Genomic DNA, 23,603 nt, shown 5'->3' on the forward strand with positions numbered 1-23,603 from the left:
TAAAACTATAATAAATAGAATTGATTGAGTTGCTCTTCACACAGGCTTCTGATGACTTCAATCCAGCGGTCTTCATCATTCAGGCAGGATATATACGTGAAGTTTTTACCTCCTGCTTCCAGAAACAGGTGTTTCCCTTCAACGGATATTTCTTCCAAGGTCTCAAGACAGTCTGAAACAAATGCCGGACAAACAACCGCAAGATTTTTAATTCCTTTACCGGGAATAGTTTCTAATGTATGATCTGTATAAGGCTCTATCCATTTGTCTTTTCCTAATCTGGACTGAAAAGAAACAATAACTTTATCTTTCTCTAATCCAAGTTTTTTGATTACCCGATCTGTAGTATTAAAACACTGATGACGATAACAAAACGAATGACTCGGATGATTATCTTTACTGCAGCAATCATTCATATTACAAGTCTTTGTTGGATCTGTTTTGTAAATATGCCGCTCGGGAACCCCGTGGTAAGAAAACAATAAGGCATCAAAATTTTCAGGAAGCTTCTCCTTTATACTTTCCGCCAGACAGTCAATATACAAATCCCGGTTATAAAAAGGCTGGATATAATTAATTCGTACGTTGGGAAATTTTTTCTTTCTGATTTCTTCTGCTTTTTCAATCACAGTTTCGGTGGTACTCATTGCATATTGTGGATAAAGGGGGAACAGTACAATCTCAGTGATTCCTTTTTCAACAAGATTCCTGATTCCTGTCTCAATGCTGGGCTCAGCGTACCTCATCCCGATTTCAACCGGGATATCTACTATCTTTTGCAGCTTTTGCTGTATCTTTTTTGTGATAACAATAAGGGGAGATCCTTCGTCTGTCCACACCGTTTTATAAGCTTGCGCTGATTTTGCAGGTCTGGTCTTTAAAATAATTCCACGGACCAGGAGTGCCCGGAAAATCCATCGATAATCAATTACTTTTTCATCCATCAGAAATTCATCAAGATATTCTTTTACGTCTTTTACCGAAATTGATCTTGGGGAGCCAAGATTGATTAATAAAATTCCTTTTTTAGCCAATTTTTTTTATTTTGTTAGTGAGTAGTATATAATGGGTTATTCTGCCAGTGCTTCCTTGTAAGCTTCAATGCTCTTTCTCTGGCTTTTGTGCTTTATCACAGGCTCTTTCCCTATCAAGTGCATGATGGAGTCCGGAGTCATCTTCCAGCCTTAGATCTCTTCTGAACCAGAAAATATTCACTTTATCATGATCTGTTTATTAAATAAGACACAAATATACTATTAAATAAATTAAAAGAATATTAATAAACTAATTAATACGATTTATAATTGCTTAAAAATAAGTAGGGAATAATAGCAGATGACATTATAAAGCTGAATGTGAACTCAGCAGGAGAAAAAATAGTAAGAAATAGTTGGAGAACCGTAAAGGGTGAACTGAAACCTGATATCTGCTAAAAAATTATCAGTCTGGAAATTACAGATCTCAAGGTGCTTTGAATGATAGAGCTGAAAAAAGATGCTACTATGATAATTGTCCAGGAAACAAGTAAGTGTTTAAAAGTAGATTATAAATAAACTAATATCAAATATAAAAATAACCGAAGCTCTAAGAACTCCGGCCATTTGTTAAACTAACTTAATTGGTTTTCTTTCTCCATTCCGCTTTCACATCTTCAGCTGCATCTTTGGTTTTTTCCCAAGCTTCACTGGCATTATCTTTAATGTCTTCCCAGGCGTCGGAAAAGTTAGATTTTACCCTTTCCATCCAATCTTCCTGAGTTGCTTCCTGATCATTATCTCTTTTTTCATTGATATAATCTTTAGCTTTTTCCGCTAATTCACTTAGCTTCCATTTTGTTTCATCAGCTGCATTTTTTAAAGACTTTTCAGTTTGATCGACTGCATTTCCTGCTTTGTTATAATCTGAATTATTCATAATATGATATTTAAGTAATTGGTATATAAATAAACAATGTTCGTGCCTAAAAAACAATTATTGTGTTAAAATATTCTTAAATAAAATTTTACAGAGGGCTGCTGTGTTTTTATCTCCTCGGAATTTAGCCGTACCCTTAACAGAAACAAAAAAAACTTATTTGAAAATCAAGTAAGAAAGCCTGTCTCAAAAAGTGACAGGCCTGAAAGAAATTATCTATACAGTATATTTAAAACCTGATCAACAATAAATTGATCCAAAGGTGTATGTACGTTCACAAAGGATTAAGAAAATAAATAAGAAACCCTGAAAATAATATGAGAATTACCTAAAGCCATCTATCGGATTCTCTGAGGTTTCAGTTTTTTTTAGGTCAGGAATTATTCTGTATCAAAAATAACCATCCATACTATTATGGATTATTAGTAGTAATAACAAACATAATCAACGGTTCATTTCCTGTATTTTCAATGGAATGATATCCAATGGAGCTGATAGCGGTAATATCTCCTTTTTGAAGTGTTTTTTTACGAACAGATCCTTGTATTCCGGTTCTCTCACGGTATTCTCCTGTTCCATGTACAACCACATATAATTCTTCTTCATTCTTTTCATTGTGGGTATGGAATCCGGATTCGTCACCGTTATTTAATAAAACCATATAAGCAGCCAGGCGGTTATTAGCCAATTCATTATGACCGAACATCTGTATCATATATACAATTCCATTTCCGCCATACATGTTTTCACGTTTATCTATACGTGTAATGGTACGCTCACTTTTTTCAAATGCCATTACATACAGGTGGATGTATTTTGAGACCTCCTGTATCACGTGATCAAACTCTGCTCCTTCAGACAATATAAGTGTATCAGCCATGTGGGTTACCTATTAATTTATAATAATGAAGATCAATGTACCAAAAAATATATAAAAAGACAACAAAATGGTTTTCAGTAGTTTTTTTTCTACTAAGACTTAATAAAATAAGGTATATGATTTAACAAATCAACAGCAGCCTGTATTCACCATTCTTTTCAATGGGAGCCCTGTGGATACAAGGCAGGACCTGCTGTGCCGGATGATCTACCGCCAGCCTCCAAAGATGACCTACTCCCAGATTGGCAGGTTCTGCACCAGGTTTAGGCTGATAATGCAGATCGAAGAAATATTCTTCCAGGAAATTTTCAAATTCTGCTTCCGGACCGTCATGCAGTTCTTTAAGCTTTTCCCGGATCTCAGGAATCAGGATTTTCTGTATAGCCTGCTCATTGGGTAAGATCTCACTTGCAGCCCCATGGTAGGTACATAAAAAAGTATTTGTTCCAATGGGTGAACGATCTACATGATAAGAATATACGTCTGTAGAGAAGAAATCCAGCTCTTCATCCCGGTCATAGCATTGAAGCAAATTGAGAGAAGGTAAGGCTCCAAAATCGGTTAATAACTGTAAATCATTTAAGATCGTTTCTCTTGCGGCACTACCCCTTTCTGAAAGCTGCAGTGCCAAAAGGTCTTCAGCAGATACTTCTGTCACATTCTCCTTTAACTGAAGTTTAGATACAATTTCTTTAAAATCCCCATTCAAATTCCTTTTCCAGCAAATAGCATTCATAGCGCCGTAAAAATCTGTATTGACGAGTTCGGAAAAAGTAGAGACTACTCCAATTTGACTGTTGTCAAAAAATATCCTGTCCATATTTTAAAATAAACAATTTAGCCGTTTAATTCTTTGCAAAAATAAGGAATAGCTTAGAAGATCATGTTAAGATTTGAGTTATTTTATCAACCGCAAGCAATTAATACACCCTCTAATCATCCTGCTTATGTCTTTTTTATTCGCAGGCGTTCATTTTTAGTCAGCACAAAGGCTTTATATACGAATACTCTACGCTCCCGACTCTGCTGATAAGGAGTCTAAATATCAGAAGTTGTGGTTCTTTCTGTTGACAACAAGAAATCTGAATACTATGCTCATGAAAGATATATTTCAGACTCCATTATATCAGCAGATGCCAATAGGAAACTGAGAACCGCCAGAAGTAGTAAGAGAATTTGAAATGAAAAAAAAAAGAGCTATTAAAAAAGAAAGCAATTTCCTTGAGCCAGCCCTGTTGCATTCAACTATATAAGGTTGGGTCATTATAAATATGGAATCCTAAAAAAATTAAAGAGTATTCTCACTGGTTTACACAAAAGGCTGTAGCTTTAGAAGAATTGCCAACGAAGATGAAATACTTTATCTTTGTTTTTCAAGACTTATCTAAACATTTATTCTCTATGAAAAAAAATAGCTTTTTATTTTCTGCAAAAGGAATTTTTACAGCAACACTTCTTTCTTTACATACGGTAGTTTACGCTCAAAAAACAGCAGATATTTCAACCATATCCGAAAAAACGCTAAGCAGTATCCTTGAAAAAAACAGATCCTATTACACCCAGGGGAAAGTTGCAGATTATATTCCTGAATTAGGAAAAATGGATGCCAAAGCAATTGCTTTTTCTGTAGTTGAGAAAAATGGAAAGATATTTAATGCAGGGGATACACAAAAAAAATTTACCATGCAGAGCATTTCTAAAATCATAGCATTAATGGTTGCGGTAAATGAAAAAGGAGAAGCTAATGTTTTTGATAAAATGGGGTATTTCGGATCCGACAAACCTTTTAACCATTTTTCTAATCTGGAAACCACGGGGAAACCTCTAAATCCCATGATGAATGCAGGAGCAATCCTTACCACTTCTTTAATTTCCGGTGACGGTGAGAAGCCTTTTCTTAAAATTTTGGATATGGTAAGATACATCACTAAAAATCAAAGCATTGATTACAGCAAATCGGTTTATGAATCGGAAAAATCTACAGGACACCGTAATCGCGGAATGTTCTATCTCATGAAAAATAACGGTTTGATTACAGGTAATGAAGATCAGCTTGACAATTATTTTAAACAGTGTTCTATTGAACTTACAGCGGAAGACCTGGCTAAGATTGGTTATTTCTTTGCCAACCAATGTGTTCGTTTTGATGGAGATGTTACCTATAAAAATGCTGAAATTTCAAAATTAATAGAATCCCAAATGCTTACTGCCGGCATGTACGAATTCAGTGGAGAATATTCCCGTATGGTAGGCTTACCAAGCAAATCGGGCGTAGGAGGCGGAATCACAGTAAGTGTTCCCGGAAAAATGGGGATTGGTGTTTTCAGCCCTGCATTGGATCAGCATGGAAATTCATTGGCAGGATATCACATGATTCTGGATCTGGTGAAACAATACGGTTTAAGTATATTTTAAGATTATTTTAATTTTTCACTATATTAATCCTATTGAATTAAAATATAAATAATTTTAGCGTAACACTTACCTCCTGAATAGCAAATACATATGCAATACAAAAGCAGTAATTCAGTTCACCTTACAAGACTATTATCTTTCTATATTTTTTATAAAAAAAGCAGCTAAATGCTGCTTTTTTTTGCATCCAGCATTCCTATCACAGGGCTAATTGCATTATTATATCACAAAATTACATTATCTTTTAATTTCTGTTACATCATAATATAATTATTTAACCAATTACCCAATGTATTCTGGAATAGGAAGATAAGACTATAAAATTCATTTTTACTAAAATATACTGTTTCATTTCATTTTTTGAAACATCAGATTTTCGTGTATTTTACACGGTTATTATTTATATTATCTTTTCGTAATATAAAAAAAACAAATCTCTTATTATTGAAATATTTTATTTTTTATTGCTATCTTTGCCTAACATTATTACAATTATAAATGATTATAATTGTGTATTCTCAGATTGTACCAGCCTGTTTTCGAGAATAAAAATATAAATTGTATACTTTAATAGCATTTGAACAATCAGAATTTTTTTGTTAAAAAATTATTATCAAATTGTATTTATGATTAAAGATATAATATAAATTTATTACTTTTATTCCCTCATAATAAACAAACACTTATTATGCCAGTAGGTTTTAGTGTTTTGTTATGAAAATCTATATCCATATTTCAATACCATAAATGCTATGAAAAACTTGACTATTTTTGGGCGAAAGCCCCTCGCAAAGCTGGACATCAACAATCTTACATCAACCAAATACCTGGCTGACATTCTCCGGACGGCTAATCCACTCAATATTAGTAAATTATCATTAGATCACTATTATAATTAAAAATATTACAAAAAACTAACTACTTTAAATTCCACTTATAGCAAACAACTACTTGTATACCATGGGTATAGCAGGTTTGTTATGGAATTTCATGCTAATATCAACAAAGCAATGAAAAACTTAACCATTATTGGACTAACTCCTTTTGAAAAACCGGATGTTAGCCTTATGCCTAAATTGCATAACGCAGGCGCATTTCCTGTCCTAAGCTTGGGGCATGAATTGATGACCGCTCAGGAAGCATTGAACCGGCTTGACCAGACCAATATACCTTCTTATGGTATTTACATTTCTAATACTACTTTTACTTCTCTCAGAATTCCGGAAAAAGTGAGCTTTGCTATTCTTCCATTCGGAACCTCCATTAATTTCTCTTCCGAGCTGCCTGTCGTTTATCAGGTAAGCAGTGTCGAAGAGGCAATACAAGCCGAAAGATCAGGGGCAAAAGGGATTATTATCAAAGGAAATGAAGCTGCCGGCCAGGTAGGTTATGAATCTACTTTTGTATTATTTCAGCGTGTTATTAAAGAAATTACGAACATCCCGGTATGGGTACAGGGAGGAATTGGCCTCCACACCGCAGCAGCTGTAAAGGCATTGGGAGCCACAGGTGTTATACTGGATAGCCAGCTTGCCCTTTTCCCTGAAAGCTCGGTACCTCAGGATATCAAAGAAGTCTGTTCAAAACTAAATGGAACAGAAACAAGAATTATAGCCAACCACCGTGTATTGGTAAGACCCAATTCACCGGTATTACCGGAAAATATCACGGCCGAAGACCTTAGAAAATATTTCATCGATTTTGACCTCAGCAAGAGCTATATCCCAATGGGACAGGATATTTCGCTGGCAACAGATCTCTATGAGGATTTCAAAACATTGAAAAAAATGGTTTTTGGATTTAAAGAAGCCATGTACGGTCATTTGAAACAGGCAAAAGCACTTCAGGTGATAGATAAGGACAATTCAATGGCTCAGGAACTTGGCTTACGTTATCCTATCGCCCAGGGGCCTATGACCCGCGTGAGTGATGTTCCTTTATTTGCCAATGCTGTAGCGGAAGCCGGAGCATTGCCTTTTGTGGCTTTATCCTTACTGAAAGGTGAATCGGCAAAGGCTTTGGTAATGGAAACCAAAAAACTGGCCGGTGAAAAAACATGGGGCGTAGGGATTTTAGGATTTGCCCCACAAGAATTAAGAGAAGAGCAAACCGCTTATATATTGGAGGCAAAACCTCCTGTAATACTTATTGCCGGTGGAAGACCCGCTCAGGCCAAAGTATTTGAAAAGGCAGGAATAAAAAGCTTCCTGCACGTTCCTTCTCCTGCCCTGCTGGATATTTTCCTGAAAGAAGGGGCAAAGAATTTTATATTTGAAGGACGTGAATGTGGGGGCCACGTGGGACCGCTTTCAAGCATGGTCCTTTGGGAAAAACAAATTGAACGTATCTTAAAAGAAGAACATCCTGAAAACATCAGTGTGTTTTTTGCAGGAGGAATCCACAATTCATTTTCAACAGCATTTGTTTCTATTATGGCCGCACCACTTGCTGCAAGAGGTGTAAAAATTGGTGTATTGATGGGAACGGCTTATCTCTATACTCAGGAAGCGGTACTTACCGGAGCTATCCAGGAGGAATTCCAGTTGCAGGCTATGCAGGCAAAAGACACTGTCCTGTTGGAAACCGCTCCCGGACACGAAACCCGTTGTCTAAATACTGCATTTGCTCAGCATTTCAATACAGAAAAAACCAAACTTCTGGCAGCAGGAATGGATAAAAAGCAAGTCTGGGAACAGCTTGAAAAACTAAATGTAGGCCGTCTCAGAATTGCCGCCAAAGGCATAGAGCGTCAGGGAGACCAGTTGGTTACGATTCCTAAAAGCGAACAGCTGGATTTAGGAATGTATATGATCGGACAGATTGCCACCATGCATAACCGGGTTATTTCACTGGCTGCCCTTCATCAAAATGTCATTGACAATTATGAACATATTCAATCCGCAGCATTACCGGAAGCGCCAATATCCGGCGAAAAACCACTGGACATTGCTATCGTTGGTATGGAATGTATTTTCCCGGGTGCCAAAAACCTGGAAGAATACTGGAGAAATATCATTTTAGGAAAAGACAGTGTTACAGAGGTTCCTGATGAACGCTGGAATAAAGAACTTTACTACCACCCGGACTCAGATGGACCGGATGTATCCCATTCAAAATGGGGTGGCTTTATCCCAAAAATCGATTTCGATCCGTTGGCATTCGGAATTCCTCCACAATCCCTTGCAGCCATTGAACCTACACAATTGTTAACATTATTAGTTGCCAAACGGGCAATGGAAGACGCCGGATATGGAGAAAAACATATTAACAGAGAAAATATTTCTGTCATTATTGGAGCTGAAGGAGGTAATGACCTTGCCAACAGCTACAGTTTCAGAGGTTTTTACAAACAGGTTTTCGGAGAGCTTCATGAAGAAGTAAAAGAGGCCTTCCCTCATACCACAGAGGACTCTTTCCCGGGTATTTTGGCCAACGTAATCGCAGGTAGGATTACGAATCGTTTAGATCTGGGGGGAAGAAACTTCACCGTAGATGCCGCCTGTGCTTCTTCTTTGGCAGCTTTAGATTTGGCTTGCCAGGAACTGGTATTAGGAAAATCAGATATGGTTCTTGCCGGAGGTGCAGATTTACACAACGGAATCAACGATTACCTGATGTTCTCAAGCACCCACGCTCTTTCCAGAAAAGGAAGATGTGCAACATTTGACAGTGACGCAGACGGAATTGCCCTTGGAGAAGGAATCGCAATCCTTGTTTTGAAAAGATATGAAGATGCCGTCAATGACGGAGACCGTATCTACTCTGTAATCAAAGGTGTTGGTGGATCCAGTGATGGTAAAGCCCTTGGCTTAACTGCTCCCAGAAAAGTAGGTCAGGTAAGAGCATTAGAACGCGCTTACACTCAGGCTGGAATCAGTGCTGCATCTGTAGGATTGGTAGAAGCTCACGGTACAGGAACTGTTGTGGGTGACAAAACAGAATTAAGTGCCTTAACAAACTTATTCAGCCGTTCAGGTGCATTACCGGGACAGACTCATTTAGGTTCTGTGAAGACTCAAATTGGCCACACCAAGTGCGCTGCAGGATTAGCTGGTTTAATCAAAGCTTCCCTTGCTGTTTACCATGGAGTGAAACCTCCTACCCTTCATCTTAAGCAACCCAATGCCTATTATAACGCACAAACCAGCCCATTCTCTTTCCATGCTGAAACAGGATTATGGACTGAGAAAAACCGCTATGCAGGAATCAGTGCTTTTGGATTTGGAGGAACGAACTTCCACACCGTTATTGCTAATCACCCAAAACAAGATGATTCTATCGCGATGCAGTCGTGGCCTTCAGAACTATTTGTATTCCGCGGGGATACGTATGAAGAAGCTAAAGGACAATCAAGCCAGATCAAAACCTTATTGGAAATCAATGATGGAATTCCATTAAAAGATATCGCTTATAGCTTAAGCATCGGTTCAGAAAAACCCATTCAGTTCAGTATCGTTGCAGATACGGCTGAAGATCTAATGATGAAGCTTGAATTGGTTTTATTAGGAATCGAAACTAAAGATACTTTCACCGTTAATAAAAAAGAAGGTAAAGTAGCCTTTACATTCCCCGGACAAGGAAGCCAGAGAATCAATATGGCTCGTGATTTATTTGTAGTCTTCCCGGCAATGCGCAAGATTATCGACAGCTATCCGGAGCTTGAAAAAGTGGTTTTCCCTTCTACAACATTTAATGAAGCGGATTTAAAACAACAGAAAGAAACCATTAAAGATACCCGTTTGGCACAGCCGCTATTGGGAATTGTTGATCTTGCATTGGCCAAATTCTTAGAATCATTGGGAATCATTCCTGATATGCTGGCTGGTCACAGCTATGGTGAATTACCGGCTTTATGTTTCTCAGGTGTATTTGCAGAAGATCAATTAGTAGATTTAAGTATCCGGAGAGCCCAGTCTATTCTGGACTCAGTAGAAGGTGGAGATCCCGGTTCAATGTTAGCAGCAAGTGCCACTCACGAACGCTTACAGCCAATCATTGCTAAGGTGGAAGGATGTTATCCGGTTAACTTCAACGCGCCTACCCAGTGTGTTATCGCAGGAAGCACACCAGCAATCAATGCATTACTGGAAGTCCTGAAACAGGAAGGTATTTCTGCTAAAAAATTAGAAGTGGCATGTGCATTCCACAGTCCATTATTGACAAAATCTAAAGGTTTATATGCTGATGTATTAAAAGACGTTCCTTTCCAGGAAATGCAGATCCCTGTATGGTCTAATACGACAGCAGAAGTATACCCACCGAATCCGTCAGACATCAAAGAAAGATTGACCGAACACCTGGTACAGCCTGTAAGATTCGTGGAGCAAATGCAAGCAATGTATAATGATGGAGCAAGAATCTTCATCGAGGTAGGCCCAGGAAAAGTACTTACCGGATTGGCGAAATCATGTCTTGAAAAAGACCAGCTGACCCTGTATGTTGAAGACAGCAGTCGTAATAAATTCACCCACCTGCTTTGCATGCTTGCCCAATACCTGGGTACAGGACGTAGCTTTAATATCACTAAGCTTTTTGATGGCCGTAACGTTAAACTTATCGACATTAATCAGCCTGAGCTTTATAAGAAAAACCCTGCCATTTGGCGGGTTAATGGACAAACTGCACATCCAACTACAGGCACACTGCCTTCCAATGGTGCATTACCAATTTTAACTCCTATTGCCATGAATAATTTTACTAATGATCAGCAAACACCTGCCACTGAAAGCTTATCAACAGCTGAACGTATGCTGCAGGAATATTTAAACAGCATGAAACTAATGATACAGGCGCAACGGGATGTGATGCTTTCCTTTATGGGACAGAATCCTCAGGTACATCCGGCCCCTGTTTATACTTCACCAATTCAGGTTCCTGCCGGTCAACAGATGGTGGCAATTCCTGTCCAGCCTGCTCGTCAGGAGGTTCCGGCAGCCGTAGCTCAGGTAAAACAGGCTCCTGCAAAAGATATCAAATCTTTACTGCTACAGGTAGTAAGCGATAAAACAGGTTATCCACAGGAAATGCTGGGTATGGAAATGGACCTGGAAGCTGACTTAAGTATTGATTCAATCAAAAGAGTTGAAATCATAGGAACACTTCGTAATGAACTGGGTACCCTGACCAATGGCAATACCAACGAAGATACTGTAATGGAACAGTTAGCAGGAATAAAAACCCTGAGTGGTTTGGTTTCATGGCTTACCGAGTACTCAGGAGCAGGAACAGCATCTGTTTCAGAAAAAAACGGAACAACAACGGAAACTCGGGCTTCAAAACCTCAGGCTCAGTCTGCATTATCTCTTGAAGACCTTCAAAATGCCATTCTGACTATTGTCAGTGAAAAAACAGGATATCCAAAAGAAATGCTGGGATTAGACTTAGATCTGGAAGCAGACCTTAGTATTGATTCCATTAAGCGTATGGAAATTATCGGAGATCTTAAAACCAAAATCGGATTTGGTCAAAACCTTGAGCAGGCCGATGATCTTATGGAAAAATTAGCTGCTATTAAAACACTTCGCGGGCTGGCAAGCTGGATCAGCGATATGAGTAGTGAAACCAACGAGATCAAAACTGAAGCTAAGGAGGCTGTCGCTTCTGAACCGACACAAAATATATTATCCCGTCTTCGTTTTGATATTACCCCAACAGATGTTTCTTTACTGCAAAATACAGAAGTATTGCATGGGAAACGCTTTGCCATCACCCAGGACAATAGCCAACAGGCCTCAGCAATCAAAGAAGCATTAGAAAAACATGGTGCTATTGCAGAATTGGTAGGTACAGAAAAAGACCTTTCCGGCTTTGACGGACTGATCATGCTGGATATGTTCTCTGCTGCAGTGAGGCACAGCATTATTGACCATGTAGATCTTATTAAAAAAATGGATTTCGATAAAGCTAAATGGGTCTATCTTATCTCAGATATTCCGGCACACCTTCAGGAAATCAATGATGCCCGTATATTACGCCACCATCAGGGATATCCTGGTCTGTTCAAAAGTTTAGCCAGAGAATTTGATCATACTACCTGCAGGCTGATCAGTCTGAGCACTCCTCAGGCAGTCCATCAGATTGCAGAGATCACTGTAAAGGAAATCCTGACCAATGATAAACCTGCAGAGGTTATTTATAAAGACGAACAGCGACACAAAGTAGATATCATCCCATCCCCATTGTCCACCAGCCTGGAAGAAGCACATATTCAACTGGATCAAAAGTCTGTTGTTTTAGTTCTTGGAGGAGCACAGGGAATCACAGCCGAACTTGCCAAACACATGTCACAGGCCTATCCTTGTACATATATTCTGGTGGGGAGATCCGCTGACCCAAGAGAGGGAGCTTCTGATCTGAAAGAATTTGAAGCGATGAAAACAAAAGAGGAAATAAGAGCTCATCTTATTAAATCTGCTACATTCACTTCTCCTGCCCAAGTAGAAAAAGAGACCGTAAGAATATTCAAAAACAATCAGATCCTTCGTACCATCCGCGATATGGAACTGCTTGGAAATACAATCGTTTACCAGTCATTAGATCTTTGTGATGAAGATGGATTAAGCAACCTGATCAACGATATTTATGAAAAGTATGACCGTTTGGATGGAGTAATTCATGGAGCAGGTCTTTTAGAAGATAAATTATTCAAGCAGAAAACAACCAGCTCTTTCGGACGTGTATTTGACACCAAGGTAAAACCTCTGCGTGTATTGGCAGAACAACTTCGTTCAGACTGTCAGTTTGTGGTTCTTTTCTCCAGTATTGCTTCTGTGTATGGAAACAAAGGCCAGACAGATTATGCTGCGGCCAACAGTGTATTGGATGATTATGCCAATGCTTTGAATAAAAGATTAAAAGGAAAAGTAATTTCCATCAACTGGGGACCATGGAAAGGCGCCGGAATGGTTTCATCAACGCTGGAAACAGAATATGAACGTCGCGGTATCTCTTTAATCCCATTGGATGAAGGTAAGGAGATCTTCCTTAATGAGATAAAATACGGAACTGAAAGCCAGGTGCTGATCATGTCAGGAAATAATTGGTAACCCTCTGTATAAACTAAGTATGAAAAAAACGGATGTTGCTGTAATTGGTCTGTCTTGTGTCTTTCCGGGGGCACAGGACGCCAACACTTTTTGGCAGAATATTGTCAATAAAGTAGACTCTACCCAATTGGCTCCGGCGGATAGGATAGATCCGGTTCACTTTAGTGATGCCACAAGCCCTGTTGACCGCTTTTATTGTCAGCGTGGGGGATTTATTCCTGATTATGAATTTGATCCTACAGCATTTGGTATTTTGCCATTGGCTGTGGAAGGAACAGAGCCAGATCATTTGCTAACACTTGATTTGGTTCAGAAAGCATTGCAGGATGCCGGGGTCTTTCAAAAAAAGACCTCCCTTGAAAAAACGGGAATTATCATCGGTAAAGGAAACTATACCGGTCCTGGAGCTACCCGTGCCATCGAAATTGTAAGAACCGGAGAACAAATCTCTTCGTTACTGCAGGAGCTATTGCCTCAGGTATCTTCTGTGGATATTGAAAAGGTAAAACACGCTTTCCAGGAACGCAAAGGACGTTTTGCCGCTGATACCGCCATGGGATTAATTCCCAACCTTGTCGCTTCACTGGTGGCTAACCGCTTTAATTTGGGCGGGGCTGCCTTTACCGTGGATGCTGCCTGTGCCAGCGCTTTAATTGCGGTGGATCACGCCGTACAGGAACTTCAGCGGGGTCGTTCGGATATGATGATTGCAGGAGGAGTACACACCGGACAAAATGCTGCTTTCTGGAGTATTTTTGCCCAGCTGGGAGCGATGTCACATCAACAGCAGATTAAACCGTTCAGTAGTGATGCTGACGGGTTACTCATTGGTGAAGGCTGTGGTTTCGTTGTCTTAAAAAGACTGGAAGATGCGGTACGTGATCAGGATAAAATCTATGCAGTCATTAAAGGAGTGGGCGTAAGCAGTGACGGTAACGGCACCAGTGTGATGAGTCCATCTGTGAAAGGTCAGCTTAAAGCATTAGAACAGGCCTGGAACCATGCAGAACTGGATAAAAAACAAATCGGTTACCTTGAAGCCCATGGTACAGGAACTCCTCTTGGAGACAAAACAGAGCTTCAGACCTTAGCACAATTCTTTGGAAAAGAAGAGACGGCTCCCACGGCAGGTATAGGATCTGTAAAGTCCAATATCGGGCATGCCATGCCGGCTGCAGGAATCGCAGGACTGATTAAAACCTGTCTGGCGCTACATCATGATACTCTGCCTCCTACATTATATTGTGAGAATCCGACTGCAGATATGCAGAACACAAGATTCGAGCCTGTTCAGGAAGCCAAAAACTGGTCAAAAACAGGGTTACCAAAAGTAGCAGCAGTGAATGCCTTTGGGTTTGGAGGAATCAATGCCCATGTTGTTCTTGAAGGCTATAATATGCCGAAGAAAGACCATGTATTGCTATTGGCAAGGCCTACCCATGAAGAATTACTTGCGGCATTACAAAATAATGACAGCACAGTAGGCGAAGGAAATTTCAGGGTGGCGATATTCGATCCAACCCCTGCAAGAATAGAAAAAGCACTTAAAATAGTTTCCAAGAACATCACCTGGAGAAATAAACAGGATATTTGGTATACCTCTGCCCCATTATTAAAGGATGGCGGAAAAGTGGCCTTTGTATTCCCTGGCTTAGACGGTCTGACCAAAGGTGAAGTAGATACTGTAAGCCGTTATTTCGGTTTAACAGCTCCTATAGAAAATGAAGGCGAAGGCCTGCTAAACGACGCATTACATATTTTCAACAACTGCAGTATCCTTGATCATTCATTGAAAAAGCTGGGAATAATACCTGATATGAATGCAGGACACAGCTTGGGAGAATGGCTGGCAGGATATTCCTCGGAATTGGCAGAAGCCAACTCTGTTAAAGCCCTGATCGACGTATTGAATCCTGAAACCTTTGAATTAAAAGATTCTAAATTCATTGCGATCGGAGCCGGTATGAGTACTGTGATTCCTCTTATCAGCAGCATTTCAAACATCTATGTTTCTAACGACAATTGTCCTAACCAGGTGATCCTGTGTGGCAGTAATGCTGCATTGGATGAAGTGGTGCCTCTCTTAAAGTCAAAACAGATTTTCCATCAGATCCTGCCGTTCCAGTCCGGATTTCACTCTCCTTTTATCGCTGATAAACTGGATGTGATTTTAGCGGGTATGGAAAAGGCACAATTCCAAAAGACCAAAATCCCGTTATGGTCTGCCACTACCCTGGAGCCCTATCCTTCAGATCAGGATGCGATCAGAAAACTGAGTGCGGAGCATCTTGTTCAACCTGTTCGCTTCCGGGAGCTGACCGATAAGCTTTATGAGGAAGGGGCAAGATTCTTTATCCAGGTGGGTACCGGAGGACTGATTGGTTTCATTGATGATACCCTAAAAGGAAAAGCATTCAGTACGATTGCTTCCAGCGTCCCTACCCGATCTGCACTGTCTCAGCTGCAGCGTGTAGTAGCTTCATTATTTGTGGAAGGAAAGACGATTGCCCTTGATTTTCTGGAGATTCAGAATCAGGAAAAAAAACCATCAGGAAAAGGGATCAAACTGGAATTGGGGTCACCTATTATCCGTAATTTCAAAGAAATTAAAAGCCTGGTTCCCTCTTTTGAGGCTTCCAAACAATATACCGCTTCGCCTATTGCTGCAAAAAGCGGCCATCCACTTGTACAGGCCTTCCAGGACAATGTAGCAGATATGATCCGTATGCAGGAAGAAGTGCTAACACTTTTCCAGAACCGTCCGGAAATTACTATCCAGCGTCCGGCTCCTGTAGCTGCTAAGGCACCGAGAAGCACCCATTTCTCCAAAGATATGTATGTTACTCTTGAAAGTCATCCTTATCTTATCGATCACAGTTTATTGAGACAGCCTAAAGGATGGGCCCATGTCGCTGATATGGAACCGGTCATCCCGATGACCATGATTTTTGAGCAGCTGGCAGAAATTGCTGAAGCAGAAATACCGGGAACACAGGTTCATAAAATTATGAATGTAAGTGTTTTCCAATGGATGAATGTAGCCAAGCCTTTTGAAAAAACAGTACAGGGAGAATGGCGTTCCTCTCACCATGCTTACCTGGACATCGAGAATTTTGCGAATGCAGAAGTGATTTTAAAATCATCTCCGGTACCTACCCCTGACTTCAACCTTTCCGTGGGTGATCTTTTGCCTATCGAAAGAACTCCTGAAGAAATTTATGATATGCATATGTTCCACGGAGAAAAGTATCAGGGAATTACTGAAATTTCATCAGTAGGAACTAAAGGTATTGTAGGGAAGATCAAAGGAAATGGCGGTAAAGGCTCTTTACTGGACAATGCAGGACAATTATTCGGACTTTGGCTGCAGCTTACATTAGTGAAAGACCGTATTGCATTCCCGGTGAAGATCAGAGACATTGAATTCTTTGGTGATATGCATGACCAGGAAGGTATTTTTGAATGTACCTGTATGCTTACCGAGCTTAATGATGAATTTGCAACAGCCAATATCGTCCTTACAAGAGACGGAAAAGTCTGGTGTGCCATCACCGGCTGGCAAAACAGAAGATTGGAAATCGATGCTGCGTTATGGAATGTTTCTATGTCACCGCTGCACAACCGCCTTTCGGAGGAAATTGCCCCTGAAGTATTCTTTTTCCATCAGGCGTATACCAGAGTGGCTTCGTGGGATTTTATCCTCAAAAGATATTTCAACCAAACGGAAAAACAATTTCAGCAGCAGCTATTGCCTAATAAAAAGAAAAACTGGATGGTAAGCCGTGTAGCCGTAAAGGATGCCGTAAGAAATCTTCTTCGCAAGGAAAAAGATCATGCCTGCTTCCCGATTACTTTTGAAATCCGTTCCGATGAAGTGGGGAAACCTTACCTCATCAGTGATTTTACAGAAAATATTCATATCTCACTGGCTCATAAAGGAAAAGATGCGGTAGGAATAGCACGGTATGGAAAATCTGTAGGAATCGATATGGAGCTCATTGAAGAGCGCAGCTCCGGATTCTACGACATGGTATTTACCGAAAAGGAATTAGCATTATTAAAAGACAGAGATCAGGCAGAATGGACGACCCGTTTCTGGGTAGCCAAGGAAGCATACGGAAAGTTTCTGGGTTCAGGACTGAAAGGAAATCCTAAGGCCTTCGAAGTCGAACTTATAAAAGATGATCACTTGTGGATCAACACTATTGAAATCAAAACTATTAAACATCAAAATTATATTATCGGATGGACATTGTAAACCCAACATTAAAATTGAACCACGAAGAACTATTTACTCTTTTAAAAGGTTTTATTACTGAAGTGATAGGCGCAGAATTTGTAGAAGAAATGGACATCACTCCTGAAAGTTCATTCACCAGGGATTTGGAAATGGACAGCATAGAAATTGTCTCTTTTTCTGAAAAAATCAAAGCGCATTTTGGCGATCAGATTGATTTTACCGGTTGGCTGTCCTCTATGGACCTGGACCAGCTGATCAATCTTGACCTTAGTATGATCATCAATTATATCTACGAATGCCAATAATCACTGTCAATAACAGGCAAGTTCATATACAGGAACTCAACAAAGATGCCGAACAAACCGTGGTGCTGATCCACGGGATGTTCAGCAATCTGTCCATTTATTATTTTAATATTGCCCCTATCCTGGCAAAGCACTTCCATGTAGTGATGTACGACTTGAAAAGCCACGGCATGAGTGAGCGTTTTCTCAATGGATATGATCTCGATACCATGTCATCCGATCTGATTAGTTTAATAGATCATCTTCAGTTGGAAAAAGTACATTTGGTAGGCTACAGTTTCGGAGGTCTTATCGCTTTGAAAACAGCATTAGAATATCCGGATCGCGTCAACCAATTGGCTGTTATGGAAGCACCGGATCCTCAGGACGAAAAGGCCCGTAATATTATTGATGAGTACAGCAAGGAATTCCTTGAACATTATGTAGCCAATTTTACGGATACAACCAAAGTGCAGATGGGGAAAAGACAGATGGAAAAAAACCATCGTATGTATGAGTTTCTGTTTAACCAGACCAGCATTAAGGCAGATATGATCAGGGAAAAACATTTTCTTGGTGAGGCACCTCTTACCGAACTGGCGGTTCCCACTTTGTTAGTGTATGGTTCAGAGTCCAACTGCAGGCCTACAGGAGAATGGTTGCAGACACAGATCAGCACTTCCGAGCTTGAATTGATTCCCGGTGATCATAATATCCCGATACAGGAACCTCATCTCATCGCAGAAACTATCGTTCATTTTTTATCTAAAATTTTAACACAAAACCATGGCTAAATTTGCATTTATAGTTCCACCATTGACCGGGCACGTCAATCCAACTCTAAGCATCGGGGCTACGCTGCTGGAAAGAGGACATGAGGTGGCCTGGATCAGCCTTGACCCTAGTTTGGAGGCTAAGCTTCCTGCAGGAGGAAAATTATTACTGATCCAATACGATCAGTCTGACGCAGAAAAGAAAGAGAGCGAACAATATCTTGATATTATTTCAAAAAAAGTAGTCTACGGAATAGACAGCATCAAGTTCCTTTACGAAGATGTCCTTATTCCTCTGAACAGACATTGTTATAAAGGTATCGTTGCCCTACTTAAAACATACCAATCTGATTTGATTATCGGAGACCATCAGCTTTTTGCGGCACCTATAGCTGCAAAAGCACTGGGAATTCCTTATGCCACTTCTGTTACTGCTCCGGCTGCCATTAAAATCATGAATGAGCTGCCCAAGGTACACGAATGGGAAGTGAATCAGATCATCGATTTACAGAAAGAACTTGGCGTTAATGAAGAGCGTTCCCTTGCTACTTCTGACCTGTTGACCCTTGTTTTGACCTCCACTTATTTCTTTGGTGACATGGAGGATTTGCCTTCTCAGTACCAATTTACAGGTCCGGTTCTTACAGAGCGCCGTATCTCTTGTGAATTCGATTGGGACAGATTAAAAAGCGCTACCAACAAAAAGATCTTAGTAAGCATCGGAACCACTTTCGATCACGATCATAAAAAAGCATTCTTCCAAAAGGTTATTGATGCTTTTAAAGATGAAGATGTAACGGTTGTAGTGGTTTCTGATCCACAACTTTTCGAGCAGTGGCCGGAAAACTTTATGGTGTATCAGCAGGTTCCTCAATTGGATCTCTTACCTCATCTGGATGGTGTGGTTTGCCATGGCGGTCACAATACCGTTTCCGAAACGCTATCCAATGGTATTCCTTTGGTAGTCATTCCTATCGCTTACGACCAGTCACATGTGGCAGGACGCGTTGTGCGTACAGAAGCAGGGGAACGTCTTAACTTCAACCGGTTCAAAGCCAACCACCTGAGAGATGCCGTCCATCAGATTTTAAATAATCCAGGCTACCGTGAAGCCGCCCAAAAAGTGGGACAGTCTTTTGTGGAAGCGGGAGGCTCAGCGACTGCAGCAGATTTATTGGAAAAAGCTATATTAAGGGCTTCAAAACCTGAGAAACCGTCTAAATTCTTATTTGTTGTGCCGCCGTTCTTCGGACATGTCAGCCCTACTTTAAGTGTAGGAGCGAGTCTGATTGCGCGTGGCCATGAAGTAAAATGGTTTGGGATTACCCCTTTAGACAGCAAACATATTCCGGAAGGAGGTTCTTATTATTATCCTGAAGAAGACCTTATTCCGTATCAGGATGAAATCGCCCGTATTTTAAAAAGGCAGGACGACGGACCGGCATGTTCCGGACCTGAAGTGATGAAACTGGCACTGGAAGAAACCTACGTCCCGTTTGCCAAGATGATGATGCCGGGATTAACCCGTCTTACAGAAAGCTGGAAACCTGATGTCATCGTGAATGACTGTATTAGTTTTGGAGGAGCCCTTTTCGCTCATAAACATAATATCCCTTGTGTCACCACAACCCCTGTTCCACCGGATGTGATGGGAGACACGGAAAAATCTGCCCCAAAAATCTGGGAATGGCAGCAAAACCTGATCAAGGACCTTCAGAAAGAAGTAGGCATCCATGAGGAAGGCATTTATATCCATTCTCATAAATTAAATATGGTGTTTACCTCACAGGCTTTTGCCGGTTTTGAAACCGTTCCGTCTCATATGAAATTTGTAGGTCCGGTAAAAGGCCGTCCCAATGATGCTCCTTTTGACTGGGATAAGCTGAATGCTTCTATCACTCCAAAGATCTTTGTATCCTTAGGGACATTATTAGTGGACATCAGAAAAGCTTTCTTTGAAAAGATTATTGCTGCATTTGCTGATCAGCCGGTTACAGTGATTGCGGCTACTCCACCGGAGATCTTTGAAAAATGGCCCTCAAACTTTATTGTGAACAGTTTCGTCCCTCAATCAGCGGTCATGCAGCAAATAGATATGGTGATCTGCCACGGTGGTTTCAATACCGTTAACGATACCTTCAGAAACGGACTGCCTATGCTGATTACGCCTATCGCTTATGATCATTTCCATATCGCCAAATTAATCGAACAGGCCGACTGCGGAATCAGTATCCGATACAAACGACTTCGTGTGGAAGCGCTTCGTGAAACCGTTTTTGAATTACTGGAAAATCCAAAATACAGGGCTGCCGCTATGGAAGTTCAGCATACTTTCCATACAGCGGGCGGTAACGATAAAGCGGTAGAATTGTTAGAAAACTTTGTACAGGAACATTCCACATTAGCTTCTGTATAGCCTATGAAAATCGCCATGATCTACAGACTCAACACTGATAAAAACGACGCGGTTGCATATGACCTAATAAAAAAGATAGACATCTACATATGAAAAGAAGATTGTTATTCGGAGAACGTATGCTATTGGGAGACGGAACAGAACCTTTCAATGCAGTGATTCCTTTCAGGCTGAGAGGAACCTTTAAGCTTGCAGACATCCAGCGGGCCCTGGCCCAGATTCAAAAAAAACATCCATGGCTGAGGGCACTCATCATCCATGATGAAAAAAATATTCCATGGTTTGATGTACAGGAAACCTCTATATCCATTCCCGTGCGGATCATACCCCGCCAGCATGAAAACCAATGGCAGGAAGAATCCACGAAAGAATGGCATACCCTGTTCAATTACGAAAAACTTCCCCTGATCCGGTTTGTATGGATCAAAGGGGAGGAAGTTTCAGATATGCTTTTTGCATTCCATCACTGTTTATGTGATGGCGGCTCTGCAATGGCTTTTTTAGATGAATTTTTAAAAACACTCGATAATCCGTCCACTGATATTGGGACAGAAAATCCTATATTGGGAATTCAGGATGTCGTTCCCGCCCATATTTTAAACAGCCCTAAGCAGCAGCTGAAGGCTAAATTTATCGGCAGACTGGCAGCAACGGCCATCAGGTTTATCCCTGTAGGTAAAAAAGCTGTTGACCGGCAGGACGATTATCTGATTAACTGGAAAGTGGATGAATCGGTAAGCCAGCAGCTGATTTCTTACTGCAAATCCAATGAAGTTACCGTGAACACGTTTTTAAGTGCGGCATTGCTTCAGGCATTCAGAAAAGTAAAAGGATCTGCAGCCTTTAACAAGATTTCCTGCCCCGTAGACATCAGACGTTTTGCTTCCCAGATCAAAAATGACCACATCTTCGCTTTTGGGCTGATGATTGTGGTTTCCTCCAATGAAAAGATGAGTTTTCTGGAAAACCTACGTTCCATGCAGTCCTCTGTAGAGCGTAAAACGTCCAAGCTCAATCCTTATATTACCATGATGGTAATGGAATCCGGCCATGATGCTTTGAATAATTTCACCAAGCTTCTAAAGAACGGAAAATCCTCCAACGACTGTATGTTTTCCAACCTGGGACGCATCCAGATTCCTCATGAGTATAAAGAGTTTTCGGTAGATACTATTTTCAGTCCGTCAGTCATTGGTCCGTTGGGGAATACAACGACGATGGTGGTTTCTACCTATCGTGGAAAAATGGACTTTTCCCTTGTAGGAAGTGAAGGATATCTTCCTTATACCGAAGCATTGGCCATCCGTGATGAAGTGATGCAGATCATCAAAGTACAACTGGAATATATCGCCGTATCATGATCAGAAGAAAACTAATGATGGTGGAAAGGATCATGTATGTGGATCCTCATACCCCTTTAAACTGTGTGTTTACCGCCAGGATTAATGGAGAACTCCAGGAGGAGAACTTCAGGATAGCCCTGGAAAAAATCCAGCAGAAACACCCTTTACTACGGGTGGTGGTAGATACCCAAAGCGAAAAATATCCGTTTTTTGCTGAAGAAAAAGAGATCACTCCTATTCCACTCCGTATGGTTGAGCGACAGACCGATCAGGATTGGCTGCTGGAGTCTGAAAAAGAATGGTTCCGTTTATTTGACGAAGAAAAAGCGCCTATGGCCAGGATAGTATGGATCAGAGGAAACGGAGTCTCCGAAATCATGTGGGTAATGCCCCACTGTATTTCTGACGGAACCACCGGTGTTACCCTTATGCGCGAGCTCCTTACATTGCTGGATGATCCATCCTCTGAACTAGTCTCCTATCAGGCATTTGATTCCGTAGATGATTTTCTGCCTTCAGATTTCAATGCAGGCCGAAAAAAATACAAAGCCAGGCTTTATTTATTATTCGCCAGGATATTCTTTTCTATCCAGCGAAAAAGTAAAAAAAGAAACAAAGGAAACAACTATGCGATTCACTGGAAGCTGGATCCTGCCACTACCCAACACATTACTGAAAAATGTAAAGCCAATGGCATTTCCGTTCATGCTTTACTATGTTCTTCCGTAATGCAGGCTTTCCAGGATATACAGGGCAAAAAAGCCAAAGGTAAAGTGATCAGCCCTGTAGATGTGCGCCATTTTATTCCGGAGATCAAAGAAGACCATCTGTTTGCTTTTGCTCCTACAGTGGAACTTTCCCTGAAAAGAGGCAGCCGGAACATCCTGAACAACGCCAAAGAAATTAAAAAAGACCTCGTTCAGAAAATCAATACGATGGAAGCCCGTGAACTCCTGTGGATGGGTGAACATATGCACCCCATCGTTGACCGGATGATCAATATGCTGAAATCCAGTGAAGGCGGACATGATGTTACCCTATCCAATATGGGAAAAATCAATATCCCAAGTGAGTACAGACATTTTAAAGTGGAAACCATCCTCAGTCCTACGGTGGCATTTCCATGGCTGAATTCCAATACCTGGGTAGCCAGCACCTACAACCAACAGATGGATTTCACCTTTATGTCCAATGAAAATTTCCTTCCCAAAGAAGAAGCCCATCAAATTAAAGATAAAGCCATCGAGCTGATGACCTCGCCCCTATGAAATTTAAAATAAAACCGAAACCACC

Annotated in this window: 13 protein-coding genes; 8 read left to right on the plus strand and 5 right to left on the minus strand. The window is 40.7% G+C overall.

Translation table 11 applies throughout. The annotated features are described in order from the left end of the window. Positions 1 to 5: 5 nt before the first annotated feature. The 5 genes from hemH to MP477_RS12000 form a co-directional block, all read right to left on the minus strand. Positions 6 to 1,034: a ferrochelatase gene (gene hemH / locus MP477_RS11985; RefSeq protein WP_257190621.1), complete on the minus strand. Its 1,029-nt coding sequence runs from the start codon at positions 1,032 to 1,034 to the stop codon at positions 6 to 8. Positions 1,035 to 1,098: 64 nt separating this feature from the next. Then, positions 1,099 to 1,215 (minus strand): deoxyribodipyrimidine photo-lyase, encoded by a 117-nt coding sequence (locus MP477_RS22830; protein WP_373567423.1) that lies wholly within the window; start codon positions 1,213 to 1,215, stop codon positions 1,099 to 1,101. 399 nt (positions 1,216 to 1,614) lie between these two features. Beyond that, positions 1,615 to 1,914 carry a hypothetical protein gene (locus tag MP477_RS11990; RefSeq protein ID WP_257190622.1) on the minus strand — a complete coding sequence of 100 codons (300 nt, stop codon included), beginning with the start codon at positions 1,912 to 1,914 and terminating at the stop codon, positions 1,615 to 1,617. 412 nt (positions 1,915 to 2,326) lie between these two features. Then, a complete protein-coding gene (locus tag MP477_RS11995; RefSeq protein WP_257190623.1) occupies positions 2,327 to 2,794 on the minus strand; it encodes a cupin domain-containing protein in 468 nt (155 codons plus the stop codon). A gap of 121 nt (positions 2,795 to 2,915) precedes the next feature. Then, on the minus strand, positions 2,916 to 3,614 hold the full coding sequence (locus MP477_RS12000) for a DUF1826 domain-containing protein (RefSeq protein ID WP_257190624.1): 699 nt from the start codon (positions 3,612 to 3,614) through the stop codon (positions 2,916 to 2,918). Between the two features lie 581 nt (positions 3,615 to 4,195). On the opposite strand from MP477_RS12000, the gene glsA reads away from it, so the two are divergent. From glsA to MP477_RS12040, 8 genes are all read left to right on the plus strand, one after another. Further along, positions 4,196 to 5,209, plus strand: a complete 1,014-nt coding sequence (gene glsA, locus MP477_RS12005; protein WP_257190625.1) for a glutaminase A — start codon at positions 4,196 to 4,198, stop codon at positions 5,207 to 5,209. Between the two features lie 980 nt (positions 5,210 to 6,189). Continuing rightward, a complete protein-coding gene (locus MP477_RS12010; protein WP_257190626.1) occupies positions 6,190 to 13,254 on the plus strand; it encodes a type I polyketide synthase in 7,065 nt (2,354 codons plus the stop codon). A 19-nt stretch (positions 13,255 to 13,273) separates the two neighbouring features. Further along, on the plus strand, positions 13,274 to 17,512 hold the full coding sequence (locus tag MP477_RS12015; protein WP_257190627.1) for a type I polyketide synthase: 4,239 nt from the start codon (positions 13,274 to 13,276) through the stop codon (positions 17,510 to 17,512). After that, positions 17,500 to 17,799: an acyl carrier protein gene (locus tag MP477_RS12020; protein ID WP_257190628.1), complete on the plus strand. Its 300-nt coding sequence runs from the start codon at positions 17,500 to 17,502 to the stop codon at positions 17,797 to 17,799. The genes MP477_RS12015 and MP477_RS12020 overlap by 13 nt, the downstream gene beginning before the upstream one ends. Then, on the plus strand, positions 17,790 to 18,572 hold the full coding sequence (locus tag MP477_RS12025; protein ID WP_257190629.1) for an alpha/beta fold hydrolase: 783 nt from the start codon (positions 17,790 to 17,792) through the stop codon (positions 18,570 to 18,572). The genes MP477_RS12020 and MP477_RS12025 overlap by 10 nt, the downstream gene beginning before the upstream one ends. Further along, entirely contained in the window at positions 18,565 to 20,967 is a 2,403-nt protein-coding gene (locus MP477_RS12030) for a glycosyltransferase (protein ID WP_257190630.1), read from the plus strand. The genes MP477_RS12025 and MP477_RS12030 overlap by 8 nt, the downstream gene beginning before the upstream one ends. An 89-nt stretch (positions 20,968 to 21,056) precedes the next feature. Then, positions 21,057 to 22,328, plus strand: a complete 1,272-nt coding sequence (locus MP477_RS12035) for a condensation domain-containing protein (RefSeq protein WP_257190631.1) — start codon at positions 21,057 to 21,059, stop codon at positions 22,326 to 22,328. After that, positions 22,325 to 23,578: a condensation domain-containing protein gene (locus MP477_RS12040; RefSeq protein WP_257190632.1), complete on the plus strand. Its 1,254-nt coding sequence runs from the start codon at positions 22,325 to 22,327 to the stop codon at positions 23,576 to 23,578. The genes MP477_RS12035 and MP477_RS12040 overlap by 4 nt, the downstream gene beginning before the upstream one ends. The last annotated feature ends 25 nt before the right edge of the window (positions 23,579 to 23,603 follow it).

Source organism: Chryseobacterium sp. WG23 (assembly GCF_024586575.1).
GTDB lineage: Bacteria > Bacteroidota > Bacteroidia > Flavobacteriales > Weeksellaceae > Chryseobacterium.